This is a genomic window from Hymenobacter convexus (genome assembly GCF_030580955.1).
Classification (GTDB): Bacteria; Bacteroidota; Bacteroidia; order Cytophagales; family Hymenobacteraceae; genus Hymenobacter.
Genome location: NZ_JAUQON010000002.1, coordinates 736,515 through 748,832, shown reverse-complemented (window position 1 = coordinate 748,832; position 12,318 = coordinate 736,515). Strand labels below are relative to the sequence as shown.

At 62.9% G+C, this 12,318-nt stretch carries 10 protein-coding genes; 5 read left to right on the top strand and 5 right to left on the bottom strand.

All coding sequences use genetic code 11. The annotated features are described in order from the left end of the window. The first annotated feature begins 16 nt into the window (after positions 1-16). Complete coding sequence (locus Q4S41_RS06545; RefSeq protein WP_305030296.1) at positions 17-526, top strand: EamA family transporter; 510 nt, start codon at positions 17-19, stop codon at positions 524-526. 8 nt (positions 527-534) lie between these two features. On the opposite strand, the gene Q4S41_RS06540 is transcribed toward Q4S41_RS06545, so the two are convergent. Together Q4S41_RS06540 and Q4S41_RS06535 are read right to left on the bottom strand one after the other, a co-directional pair. Then, positions 535-957: a BrxA/BrxB family bacilliredoxin gene (locus tag Q4S41_RS06540; RefSeq protein WP_190927064.1), complete on the bottom strand. Its 423-nt coding sequence runs from the start codon at positions 955-957 to the stop codon at positions 535-537. 232 nt (positions 958-1,189) lie between these two features. Beyond that, on the bottom strand, positions 1,190-2,311 hold the full coding sequence (locus Q4S41_RS06535; RefSeq protein ID WP_305030295.1) for a glycoside hydrolase family 43 protein: 1,122 nt from the start codon (positions 2,309-2,311) through the stop codon (positions 1,190-1,192). 342 nt (positions 2,312-2,653) lie between these two features. Between Q4S41_RS06535 and Q4S41_RS06530 the strand changes: the two genes are divergently transcribed. Then, the gene (locus Q4S41_RS06530) at positions 2,654-2,899 is read left to right on the top strand and encodes a pirin-like C-terminal cupin domain-containing protein (protein WP_305030294.1); all 246 of its coding nucleotides are present in this window, start codon (positions 2,654-2,656) and stop codon (positions 2,897-2,899) included. A 139-nt stretch (positions 2,900-3,038) separates the two neighbouring features. On the opposite strand, the gene Q4S41_RS06525 is transcribed toward Q4S41_RS06530, so the two are convergent. Next, on the bottom strand, positions 3,039-4,691 hold the full coding sequence (locus Q4S41_RS06525) for a M28 family peptidase (protein WP_305030293.1): 1,653 nt from the start codon (positions 4,689-4,691) through the stop codon (positions 3,039-3,041). Between the two features lie 382 nt (positions 4,692-5,073). Here Q4S41_RS06525 and Q4S41_RS06520 point away from each other — a divergent pair, with 382 nt between their 5' ends. From Q4S41_RS06520 to Q4S41_RS06510, 3 genes are all read left to right on the top strand, one after another. Then, entirely contained in the window at positions 5,074-5,427 is a 354-nt protein-coding gene (locus tag Q4S41_RS06520; RefSeq protein WP_305030292.1) for an ASCH/PUA domain-containing protein, read from the top strand. A gap of 141 nt (positions 5,428-5,568) precedes the next feature. Next, the gene (locus tag Q4S41_RS06515; RefSeq protein ID WP_369811252.1) at positions 5,569-6,516 is read left to right on the top strand and encodes an ABC transporter ATP-binding protein; all 948 of its coding nucleotides are present in this window, start codon (positions 5,569-5,571) and stop codon (positions 6,514-6,516) included. Next, positions 6,504-8,075 carry an ABC transporter permease/substrate-binding protein gene (locus Q4S41_RS06510; protein WP_305030291.1) on the top strand — a complete coding sequence of 524 codons (1,572 nt, stop codon included), beginning with the start codon at positions 6,504-6,506 and terminating at the stop codon, positions 8,073-8,075. The genes Q4S41_RS06515 and Q4S41_RS06510 overlap by 13 nt, the downstream gene beginning before the upstream one ends. Before the next feature lie 91 nt (positions 8,076-8,166). Here Q4S41_RS06510 and Q4S41_RS06505 read toward each other — a convergent pair whose 3' ends face one another. Together Q4S41_RS06505 and Q4S41_RS06500 are read right to left on the bottom strand one after the other, a co-directional pair. Then, on the bottom strand, positions 8,167-11,544 hold the full coding sequence (locus Q4S41_RS06505; RefSeq protein ID WP_305030290.1) for an HYR domain-containing protein: 3,378 nt from the start codon (positions 11,542-11,544) through the stop codon (positions 8,167-8,169). After that, positions 11,541-12,023, bottom strand: a complete 483-nt coding sequence (locus Q4S41_RS06500) for a hypothetical protein (protein WP_305030289.1) — start codon at positions 12,021-12,023, stop codon at positions 11,541-11,543. The genes Q4S41_RS06505 and Q4S41_RS06500 overlap by 4 nt, the downstream gene beginning before the upstream one ends. Positions 12,024-12,318: the final 295 nt, after the last annotated feature.

Sequence of the window (12,318 nt, the reverse complement as noted above, 5' to 3'; positions counted from 1 at the left end):
GAGCCCGGTTCAGCTTATGTGGATAGTCTTTGCCTTGTTGGCGGCCGTGGTATCGGCTACCGTCGTGACGCTTTCGAAAGCGGGAATCAAAAACGTGCCGCCGAGCCTGGCCTTCGCCATTCAGGCGGTGCTGATAATTGTGGTTTCGTGGGGCACGGTGTTGTGGCAGGGCGTGCTGCCCGAAATCGGCAAGATTGACCGCAAAAGCTGGATTTTCCTGGTCGCGGCGGGCGTACTCACGGGCACCTCGTCGCTGCTCACGTTTCGCGCGTTGTCGCTGGGCGATGCCTCACGCGTGTCGCCGCTCACGAATACGGCGCTCATCTTTTCGGTGCTGCTGGCGGCGTTGTTTCTGAAAGAAAAACTGACGTGGCAGGTGTTGCTGGGCGCGGGGCTTATGGTGGCCGGCGCCATCCTCATTGCCACCACCAAGCCTTCTGATAAATCCGACCAGAAGGAAGGCACTACAAAAAATGGTCGCCCCGCGAGCGGGACGACCATCTACGAATCCAAGCCAGCGGCTTAGGTTTCGGCTTAGCAATACTCTTCGAACGCGCCTTGCAGGTTGTTCACGATGCGCATGGCGTCGGAGCCTTCGATGTGGTAGCGCTCAATCATGTGCACCAGCTCGCCGTCTTTGAACAGGGCGATGCAGGGGGACGAGGGCGGGTACGGCAGCAGGTGCTCGCGCATTTTGGCCACGGCGTCGGTTTCCATACCGGCAAAAACGGTCACGAGCTTGCCGGGCTTTTTGTCGGCGCTGGCGAGGGCCATTTTCAGGGCCGGGCGGGCCTTGGCGGCGGCGCAGCCGCACACCGAGTTCACGGCCACCAGCACGGTGCCTTCTTTGTCGGCGAGGGCCGATTCGACGGCCTCGGGGGTCATCAGCTGCTCAAAACCAACCTCGGTGAGGTCCTGGCGGATGGGCGCCACCATGTATTCGGGATAAACTGCCATTGTCGTAATGATTTATAAAAAGCGGCCGGGCCGCATGATGATGCAAAAATACGAATGCTTAAAGCAAAGAGGGCGGCGGAAAGTTTCGGCACCTAATATTACGTCATGCAGAGCGCAGCGAAGCATCTTGCCCGCCACCAGTAAATCCAATCAAAAGGGATTAGTAGTGGCGGGCAAGATGCTTCGCTGCGCTCTGCATGACGGGCTTTCCTCTTGCGCTTCTGCTTGTGCTCTACGGCACTATCGTCTCGATGCCGCCATCAGCCCGGCGCTTGAGTTCGGTCACTTTGATGTTGCGCAGCCAGGTTTTGCCTGAGAGCTGGGTGTCGTGGTAGAAGATGTACCACTTGCCGTCTTTCTCGATGATGGAGTGGTGCGTGGTCCAGCCCTGCACGGGCTCCATGATGACGCCCTGGTAGGTGAAGGGGCCGGTGGGTTTGTCGCTGGTGGCGTACACCAGCAGGTGCGTGTCGCCGGTAGAGTAGGAGAAATAATACTTGCCCTGGTACTTGTGCATCCAGCCGCCTTCGAAGAAGCGGCGCTTGGTGTCGCTGGCCAGCAGGGGCTTACCGGCTTCGTCGAGGATTTGGATTTCCTGCACCGGTCCGTCGAAATGCTTCATATCAGCCGACAACTTGCCGACGCGGGCGTTGAGGGCGGGCACGGCGGTGTTGGGCTCTTTTTCGGGGGCGTTGGCGTTGTAGGTGCCTTTCTGCCAGCGCTGTAGCTGGCCGCCCCAGAGGCCGCCGAAATACATGTAGGATTTGCCATCAGTGTCCTGGAATACGGCGGGGTCGATGCTGAAGCTGCCGGCCATGGGCGTGGCTTCGGCCTTGAACGGGCCGGCGGGCGTGGTGCTGGTCGCCACGCCGATGCGGAAGACGTCTTGCTTGTCTTTGACGGGGAAATACAGGTAGTAAGTACCATTTTTGAAGGCGGCATCGGGCGCCCACAGCTGGCGGCCGGCCCAGGGAATGTCCTTGATGTCGAGCCCCACGCCGTGGTCCGTCACCTTGCCGCCGATGCTGTCCATGGACAGGATGTGGTAGTCGCGCATGGCAAAATGGTCACCCTTGTCGTTTTCCGGAATGCTGGCCTCGATATCGTGCGAGGGGTAGATATAAATCTTGCCTTCAAAAATGTGCGCCGACGGGTCGGCCGTGTAGATGTTGCTGATGAGCGGCTGCGACAAGGGCTGCTTAGTAGCCGGGGCGGCGGCCGTGGTATCGGCCTTGGGCGCTTCAGAGGTGGCGGTGGTTTCCTGAGTGGAATTGTTGCTTTGGCAGGCGCCGAGCAGGGCCAGCGAGGCGGCCAGCACGGGCGCCAGGCGCTGCGTTTTGGAGGAAGTGAGCATGAGGGAATTTTGGAGTGTAAGCAGGTTTTCGCAGTCAGTCAAAAACGGTTTAGCCGCCGTGGACAGGCCGGGGTTCTCAGCGAATGACGCGTAAATATAGATGCACAACCCATTCTTGCAACCAACTGATAAATAAGGGTTTTTATTCAAAAACTACCGCAACCGATTGTGATAGCCTGGCTAGAAACTGTCGGCCAAAACCCTGTTATCAACGTCCGGCCAGATAACTATTTTGCACCCAAACGCTTTTTCTGAACGGCCGCTGACTGCCGGCCTTCCCGCTCGCTTTTTTCGCTTTTTACGGAAACTAGCCCGGCCACTTCTTTCCGCCGCGTATTTCAGGTGATTGACGGCAACCGCAAGGCGGTGGGCGACGGCTTTCAGGTGACGAGCCCCATGCCGGGGCCGCGCATCCGCCAGCTCAGCCCCTTCCTGCTCATCGACCACATTGGGCCCATGACCATCGCGCCGAGCGACAAGCCCCTGACCACGTATGGCCCGTTTGTGATGAACACCAACAATGAGTTGGTACAGGCCATTGCCGATTTTGAAAGCGGGGCCATGGGCAAGTTTGAGGACGAGGAGTAAACCCTTGGATTTAGAAGGCCCGTCATGCTGAGCGCAGCCGAAGCATCTCTACCGCGTAACTAATCTTGATTTAGTATTGCGGTAGAGATGCTTCGGCTGCGCTCAGCATGACGTTCTGGTTTTTAGGTTTCTCTTTGCTTTACCGCATCCCGTAGCGCGCGCCGAAAAAGTCGCCTTTGTTCCACATGGGGCGCACCGGATTCTGCGCCACCTGGTAGCCGACGAGGAAGCAGAGCTGCACGTACTTGCGGCCGGCCTCGAAGTCGAAGCGGCCGTTGATGTCGTCCTGAGGCTTGTGGTAGGTGGCGGCGCGCCACTTCTGCACTTCTTCGCTGAGGTTGTTGCGGCCATCGGCGGTTTTGTTGCCGTATTTGAGGTGCAGGGCCGGAATGCCGGCCGTTACGAAGCTGTACTGGTCGCTGCGGATGAAGCGGTTTTGCTCGGGCTCGGGGTCATTTTCGAGGTCGATGGCCATGTAGGCGCAGGCCTTTTTCACCGGCTCGATAAGGGTGGAATGCGGGGCGCCCAGCGCCACCACGCTCAGCAGCGGGGCAATGAGCGTGGGCATGTCCATGTTGATATCGGCCACGATGCTGGCCTTGGGCACGGTGGGGTTGGTGGCGAAGGCGGTGGACCCCAGTTGGCCCAGCTCCTCACCGGTCATGAACACGAAGAGCATCGTGCGTTTGGGCCTCTCCTTGAGCTTGGAGTAGATTTTGGCGATTTCGAGCACGCAGGCCACGCCCGAGGCATTGTCGTGGGCGCCGTTGTTGATGGAGTCGCCCTGCACCGGCGCCGTGATGCCGAGGTGGTCGAGGTGAGCTGAGTGCACCACGTATTCGCTCTTCAGCCTGGCATCGGAGCCGGGGAACTGGCCCACCACGTTGTAGCTCTCGAAGTCCTGATACCGGGATTGCGCGCTGGCTGTGATGGTGGTTTTGAGCACGGCCGAAGCCGGTTTGCCAGCGCGAATGGCGGCGAAAACCGCCGTGGTATCGAGCGCCGAGGTTTGCAGAAACTTCTGGAGCGCCACCGCATTCACCGCCCCATAAAACTGCTGCTGGCTGCCGGGCGCGAAGGTGCGCGAGGCCGCCACCTTTCCCTTGGCGCCCAGCACGCTGTAGGTGCCGGCCCTGACGCTGGCCGGCGGTGCGACGCGGGTGGAGGCCACCAGCAAGCCCACCGCGCCGTGGGCGACGGCCGTTTTGAGCAGCACGGCCAAATCCTGGCTGGCCGAGGCCACCGTGGACACGAACGTGCGGGGCGCGCCGCGCACAATCAGCACCACTTTGCCGCGCACATCGAGGCCGGCGTAGTCGTCGTAGCCCAGCTCGGGGGCACTGATGCCGAAGCCGGCGAAGGCCAGCGGCGCGTTGCTGACGCGGGTGGCCGGCAGTTCAGGGCTGGGGTAGAGCACGTAGTCGGGGCCGGCGGCGAGGGGCAGGGCAGCACCCTGGGCATCACGGGCTTCGAAGGTAGCGCCGGGCTGCAGGAAGGCGCGGCGCAGGCGCACTTTCTGAATGTAGGTACCGGCTTCGCCGGCGGGCTGCACGCCCAAGGTTTTGAGTTGTTGGGTGACGTAGTCGACGGCCAGTTGGTAGCCGGGCGTGCCGGCTTTGCGGCCCTGCAGGCGGTCGTCGGCCAGGTAGGCAATGTGGGCTTTGATATCGGCAGGGCGCACTTGCTCTAGGGCGGCCGTCACGGGCTTGGGCACCGTGAGTGGGGCCTGAGCGTGGGCGGCCGGGCCTGCGAAAAGGCTGAAAAGGGCAAGCGTCGGGAGAAGCGTTTTCATGAACAGGAGGCGAAATGAACATTCAAATAACGGCACGCCGGGCGCCGAGCTATTATTTTTTTGCGGCATCTGAGGGAATGTAGCAGGCTTTTCATTGGCGCTCGCGCCGGGCTTGCCTGCATCCGAAAAGCCGCCAACGCGCCACGTTCAATCGATTGTGTGAGCAGCTGGGCAGGCCCAAATAAGCACGGCCCAGCGCCGAACCCGGCCAACAATTCCCTTGGAACCATCCTGATTGCCTTGCCGTTGGAGCATCTTGGCCTTGTTTTTTGCTTAACTTGAGAAAACAAGTTTTCACCCCCGACGGCGCCTAAGCCCCGCCCTGCCGCTGCCACCCAGGCAGCCCACCAGCCGGCCGCGCCCTCCCTAACCATTCATCCCCATGACTACGAACCTGACCTTCGCCGACCAATTCGTTCCCCAGTTTCACATCACCAACCCCTCGCAGCACCAAAACCATGAGCTCAAAATCTGGCCTTCCTGCTTTGCGGCGGTGAAGGCCGGCAATAAGCCCTTCGACGTGCGCGAAAACGACCGCAGCTTCCAGGTGGGCGACCAGCTTTTGCTGCGCGAATTTGAGCCCGAAACCGAGCAGTTCACCGGCCAGAGCATCACCCGCTGGATTAGCTACGTGCTGCAAGGCGGCACCTTCGGCGTGCAGGACAACTGGTGCGTGCTGGGCTTCAGCGAACTGCCGCCCATCCCGACGGGCATGACGGATATCCGACTTTGGTAACTGTGGCCTGAATTAGGAGTTAAAGGGACGTCATGCTGCGCTTGTCGAAGCATCTCTGCTGCACAAGTATTCATTTACTATTGCGGTAGAGATGCTTCGACAGGCTCAGCATGACGTCCCTTCGAATCCTTACCTTGCTTCGTGCCTCCTCCCCTGCCGCCCGTCATCCGCGTTGCCAACCTGTGCAAAAGTTACAGCACCCAGGCCGTGGTGCAGGACGTATCCTTCGAACTGGCGGCCGGCGAAACGCTGGTGCTGCTGGGCCCCAGCGGCTGCGGCAAAACCACGCTGCTCAAAATGCTCAACCGCCTGATTGAGCCCGACGGCGGCACTGTCGCAATCAACGGCCACAACGTGCAGGCCCAGCGCCCCGAGGTGCTGCGGCGCGGCATTGGCTATGTGATTCAGCAGGTGGGGTTGCTGCCACACTACACAGTGGCTGAGAACATTGCGGTGGTACCGCGCCTACTGGGCCACGCTCCGGCCGCTATTGCGGAGCGCACCACGGCGCTGCTCACGCGCCTGCACCTGCCGCCCCAGCGCTACGCCGGCCAGCTGCCGCACCAGCTTTCGGGCGGGCAGCAGCAGCGCGTGGGCCTGGCCCGCGCCCTGGCCGCCGACCCGCCCATCATCCTCTTGGATGAGCCCTTCGGTGCCCTCGACCCGCTGACGCGGGCCAGCATCCGGCGCGAGTTTCGGGAGTTGGAGGAGTTGCGGAGCAAAACCGTGGTGCTCGTGACGCACGACGTGACGGAGGCCTTTGAGTTAGCCGACCGCATTGTGCTGCTCGATGCCGGCCGGGTGCAGCAGCTGGGCACGCCGCGCGAATTGTTATTTCAGCCCGCCAACGACTTTGTGCGCCGCTTTTTCGCAGCCGAGCGGTTGGCGTTGCAGCTGCGCGTCCTCACGCTGGGCGACGTTTTTGGCACACAATTGCCGGACGGCGCCAACCCGTGCCTCACCGTGCACGAAGCCCTGGAAAAGCTGACGGCCGGACCTGCTAACGCCACCGAGAAATTCACCGTTGCCCAACTAATGGCCGCTTTCGGCGAGGCCCTGCAACGAGAGGAGGACGCATGGAAACGCTAAGCGCACTATTCACTTTCTGGCACGCGCAAGCCGGCAAACTGGGCGAGCAAACCTTGCAGCATATTGGCCTCACGGCGGCGTCGCTGCTGCTGGCGGTGCTGGTGGGCGGGCCGCTGGGGTTGTTTTTGTCGCGCCGGCCACGCTGGGCGCCGGCCGTGCTGGGCCTGGCCGGCGTGCTCCAGACGGTGCCCAGCATTGCCCTGCTCGGCTTTCTGATTCCGCTGCTGGGTATTGGACCGAAGCCGGCCATTTTTGCGCTGTTTCTGTATTCGCTGCTGCCCATTATTCGCAACACGCTGGCTGGTATTCAGGGCGTGCCACCGGCCGTGGAGGAAGCCGCCCGCGGCCTGGGCCTCACCGATGGGCAGGTGCTCCGGCAGGTAGAACTGCCGCTGGCGCTGCCGGTGCTCATGGCCGGCATCCGCACGGCGGCCGTCATCAACGTGGGCGTGGCCACGCTGGCGGCCTATGTGGCAGCCGGCGGGCTGGGCGAGTTCATCTTCGGCGGCATCAACCTAAATAATCCGGTGATGATACTGGCCGGGGCGCTGCCGGCCGCGGGGCTGGCCTTGGCCTTCGATGCGCTGCTGGGCGGTGTGCAGAAGCTCAGCGCCCGGCGGCTGCGGCAAACGGGTGCGGCATTGCTGGTGGCGCTGCCGCTGCTGGCCGGCGGCTACCTACTGCCTCGGGCCACGGGCAAGCTGCTGGCCGGCTTCAGCCCCGAGTTTGTGGGCCGCGCCGACGGCCTGCCCGGCCTCACCAAAGCCTACGGCCTCACGCACCTGCCCAGCGTGGTGCTGGCCCCCGCATTGGTGTACGAGGCCGCCCACCAGGCCAACGTGGACGTGATAGACGGCTACAGCACCGACGGCCGCATCCGGGCCTACGGCCTGCGCGTGCTACGCGACGACCGCCGGGTGTTCCCGCCTTACTACGCCGTGCCCGTGGTGCGCCCCGCCGTGCTGCGCGCCCATCCGGAACTGCGCGCCGTGCTGGCGCAGCTTGACGGGCAGATTTCCGATTCGGCCATGACGGAACTGAACTACCGGGCCGATTACTTGCACGAAGACCCCAAAGTCATTGCCGAGGCATTTCTGCGGCGGCGCGGGCTGTGGCGCGCCCCGCGTCCAGCCGTGCCGAGCGCGCCGGTGGTGCGGCTGGGCTCCAAGATTTTTGCTGAGCAGTATATCCTCATTGAGATGTACGCCGCCCTCATTCGGGGCAATACCGACCTGGCTGTGGAAACCAAAAGCGGCCTGGGCGCCACCAGCATCTGCTTCGAGGCGCTGCGCACCGGTGCCATCGACCTTTACCCCGAATACACCGGCACCGGCCTGCTGGTGCTGCTACAGCCCCGGCCGCAGGTGGTCGACTCGCTGGGCGGACGCCCGGCGGCGGTGCTCAGCTACGTGCGGGCCGAATTTCGGCGGCGCTACGGGCTGGAATGGCTGGCGCCGCTTGGCTTCAACAACACCTACGCCCTGCTCATGCGCGGGCAGCAGGCGCGCCAGTTGGGCATTGCCAGCGTGTCGGATTTGGGCGGGTACCTGCGGAAATAACGCGCGCCACGCTCGTGGCAAACCCCTGAAAAGCAAAAAACTTCCGCAGCCGAAGCTGCGGAAGTTTTTTTATGCTGTATTGCCTGATGGATTAGCGGGCAATGGTCAGGCGCAGCATCTCGGTTTTGCCGTTGGTCACGAGGCGGCACACGTACAGGCCCGAAGCCAGGTTCTGGCCTTTGAGCGTGAGCGAGTACTGCTGGCCGGCCGTGGCGGCACCCTCGAACAAGGTGGCCACGCGCTGGCCCAGTTCGTTGTACACGATGACCTGGGCCGGGCCGTCCTGCGCGGTGCGGAACTGCACCGTGGCGCTCTCCGTCACCGGGTTCGGGAAGGCCAACAGCTCGTTGACAGCCTTGATAGTAGCAGCCGGGGCGGTTTCCGCCATGCCACGCGGGAAGCTCACGCTGCAGTCGCCCACCTTGTCGCCGTGGCCCAGGTGGGTGCTCAGCGCGCTGGTCGATACACAGATGGTCTGGCCATTGTGGCAGATTTGCACCTTGTCGTTGTTGGCGTTATTGCCGCAGCGCACGTCTTCCACGTACACCTTCACCGTGCCCGTGCTGGTGCAGCCGGTGGCGCTGGTGGCCGTCACGGTAAAGTTGTACTGGCCTTCGGCGGTGGGCGTGAAGGTGGTGCTCGCGCCGTTGAGGGTGCTCAGGCCCGGGGCCGCCGTCCACACGTAGCTCACGCCGGTCAGGGCGCCGCTCGAAGCGGTGAGCGTGGCCGTAGGCGAGCCGTAGCCGAGGTACACCACAATGGACTTGGCGCTGTAGTTGACGCTAGCCGGCGTGGCCGCAATGCTTACCACGGGCACGTCGCCGCGCACGTTCACCACGCCCGAGGCGGTGCTGGTGTTGCCGTTGTTGTCGGTCACGGTCAGCGTCACGGGGTTGTTGCCGATGTTCGAGCAGTCAAAGCTGGTCTTGCTCAGGCTCAGCGAGCGGATGCCGCAGGCGTCGTTGCTGCCGTTATTCACCTGAGCGGCTGTTACCGTGGCCTGGCCGTTGGCCAGGGTCACGTCAAAGGTCTTGGCCAGGGCGGTGGGGGCCGTCACGTCGCGCACCGTCACCGTGAAGCTGCCGGTGCTCTGGTTGCCGGCGGCGTCGGTGGCCGTCACGTTCACCGTGGTAGTGCCCACGGCGAAGGTGCTACCCGAGGCCGGGCTGGTGGTCACCGTGGCGCCGCAGTTGTCGCTGGCGGCCGGGGCGAAGCTTACCACCGCGCCGCACGTGGTGGCCGGGGCGTTCACGCTCAGGTTCGAAAGCGCGGCCAATACAGGGCGCTCGGTGTCGTTCACGGTTACCAGCTGCGTGGCCGTCGCGGTGTTGCCCGAGGCGTCGGTAGCCGTCCAGGTCACCGTCGTAGTGCCTTTGGGGAAAGTAGCCGGGGCGTTGTTGGTCACAGCCACACCAGCGCAGTTATCACCAGCCGTGGCCGAGCCTAGGGCCACGTTGGTAGCCGAGCACTGGCCGGCATCGGTCGACACCACTTTGGCCGTGGGGGCTGCGATGGTGGGCAACTCGGTGTCGTTCACCGTCACCGTCTGCGTGGACGTGGCCACGTTACCGGCAGCGTCTCTAGCCGTCCAGATAACAGTGGTGCTGCCTTTGGGGAAGGTTGCCGGGGCATTATTGGTCACCACGACGGTGCCACAGTTATCGGCCGCCACAGGCGAGACCAGGGCCACGTTGGTGGCTGAGCACTGGCCGGGGTCGGTTGAAGCCACTACAGACACCGGGGTGGTGATGGTGGGCATTTCGTTATCTATTACGGTCACCTGCTGGGTAGCGGTGGCCACGTTGCCGGCGGCATCCGTTACCGTCCACGTCACCGTGGTGGTGCCTTTCGGGAAGGAAGCGGGTGCATCGTTGGCAATCGTGGCCGAGCAGTTGTCGCTGAACACGGGGGTGCCCAGGTTCACGCTGGTGGCGCTGCACTGGCCGGGGTCGGTGCTGGCCACAACGGACAGCGGGGTTGCAATCACAGGCAGTTCGGTGTCCGTCACGGTCACCGTTTGGGTGGCCATAGCCGCGTTGCCGGCGGCGTCGGTGGCCGTCCAGGTCACGGTGGTGGTGCCTTTGGGGAAAGTAGCCGGGGCGTCGTTGGTAACCGTTACCGCCGTGCAGTTGTCGGCGGCCGTGGCCGTGCCCAGGGCCACGTTGGCAGCCGAGCATTGGCCAGCGTCAGTCGACACCGTTTTGGCAGCCGGGGCCGTGATGGTGGGAGCTTGTCCGTCGGTTACCGTCACCGTTTGGGTGACGGGAATGGCCGCGTTGCCGTTGGTGTCCGACACCGTCCAGGTGATGGTGGTTACGCCGACCGGGTAGAGGGCCGTCAGCGCCTTCCCGTCGTTGCGCACGCCGGCAGGTGCCCCCACCGAAACGTTATCCGTAGCCGTGGCGCTCACCGCAACCAGCGCGCCGCAAACGCCGGCACCGGCCAGCACGCTCTTGTTGCCGTTGGTAGTGATAACCGGCGGCACGTTGTCGGCGGCAATGGTTACCTGCGCACCGTACACGGTGCCGGCAATGTTCGTGGCATAAGCGCGCACGTAATAGGCCACGCCTGCCGTCAGGCCCGTGAGGCTGGAAGTAAAAGCCCCGGTGCCGGTGCCGTCCGACGTATGGGTTCCGGCAATGGTGGGCAGGGTGCTGGTGCCCCAGCATACGCCGCGGGCGGTCACGGCCGAACCGCCGTCGGCGGTGACGTTGCCGCCCGAAGTGGCAGTCGTCGTGCTGGTTGAGGTTACGGCTGCCGTTGTAACGATGGGCTGGCCCGGGGCCGAAGTCCCACCGGGGGCATTGTCATTGAACAGAATGGGGTTCACCGAGGTATCTTGGGAGTTGAAACACGCAAAACCCAGTTTGTAGGTGCCGGCCGCAGCGGCCGTGAAGGTGACGGCGTGCCAATTGGTGCTGCCGTAGCTGCCCGTCACGATGGTTTGGGCATCGCCGTACGCGTTAACCGTCACGGCCAGCAGCTTGATGCTCTGATACGAGGGGCCGGTCAGGGTGGCTACCACGCCGTCGTTGTAGGGCGCGTAGTCTTGAGATACGTAGTTCCAGTACATTGTGAAAGTCTGTCCGGCGCCAAGGCTGATGGACTGAGTCAACGTGCCGAAGTTGGTGGCCGGGTTGAACACGCTGGCGTTCGAGGCAACCAAAGCGCCCGCGGGCAGGCCAAGATTCGCTTCAGCAACGGCTTTGTTTGCCACCGCGGTGCCGGGCTGCATTTGGGACATTTTCAGTCCGGCCGGGCTCACGGCCCACGTGCCCCCGGAAGAGTTCGCCGCAAAATTTGCCGTAACCGAAAGGGTGCCCGCCCCGGTCCAGTTAGCCAGGGTGCCGGTTTCAAACCCGGAGTTCAGTACCTGGGCCTGGGCGGCAAAAGCGAAGCCGATAAGGCCAAGCAGCAGAAAAACCAGCCCCTTCAGGTGCCGCGTGGTTGTTGTAGAATATAAAATCATAGCGCGGAGTCGTTTACGGTGGAGTTTACAACGTGCCAACCGGTGGCATCCTGTTGGTATTGAAGCGCCACGGATGCCGTGTGCGGGCTATTGTCGGCAGCTTTGTAGAAATAGTTAAAGCGCACGCTTACCCCGGTGCCCGAAGCCTCAATGCTGCGGAACATGGCGTAAGCATCGACCGCGAGGTTGGAAAATTGGGCCGGCGTAATGGCGATGAAGTTCACCGGGCTGCCGCCTTTGGTCAGCGTCAGGCCCGCGGGCATGGCCAACGGCAGTTGCACGATGTTGACGGGTTGCAGAGTGTTGTTGGCATCCACCGGGTAGTACTGCTGCAACGCGGGCAAGTCCAGCGCCTGCTGCACCACGGCTTGCAGGTCGCTTAGAGAAAGGCCGAACGTAGCGGAAGGCCCCGTTTGGGCAGCCACCTCCCGCGGTGAGAAGCAGGCGCAGGCCACCAGTACCAAAAGCGCTTGCAGCATACGGCGCAGGGCAGCGCCCGCAACGGTTTGGCCTCCCCGGTCCGGCGATGGGGCCGGGGTAATGCCCAATGGTTTGGAAAATTCTTTCATGAAATGAAATTGAGCTTGGGTTAAGCAATTGGGAGATTTTCTCCCGACAAAAGACACACGCAGCCCTTAGCAGGCCACGACCGGAAAACCAGCCGCGCACCGGGCTCGGATAAGCACTATCCCATAGCCAGAGAGGAACTAAAGCAACAGCAACGCAAGCCAGCTGAAGCGGATAAGAGTAGTAATTAAAAATGAATAAACCGGC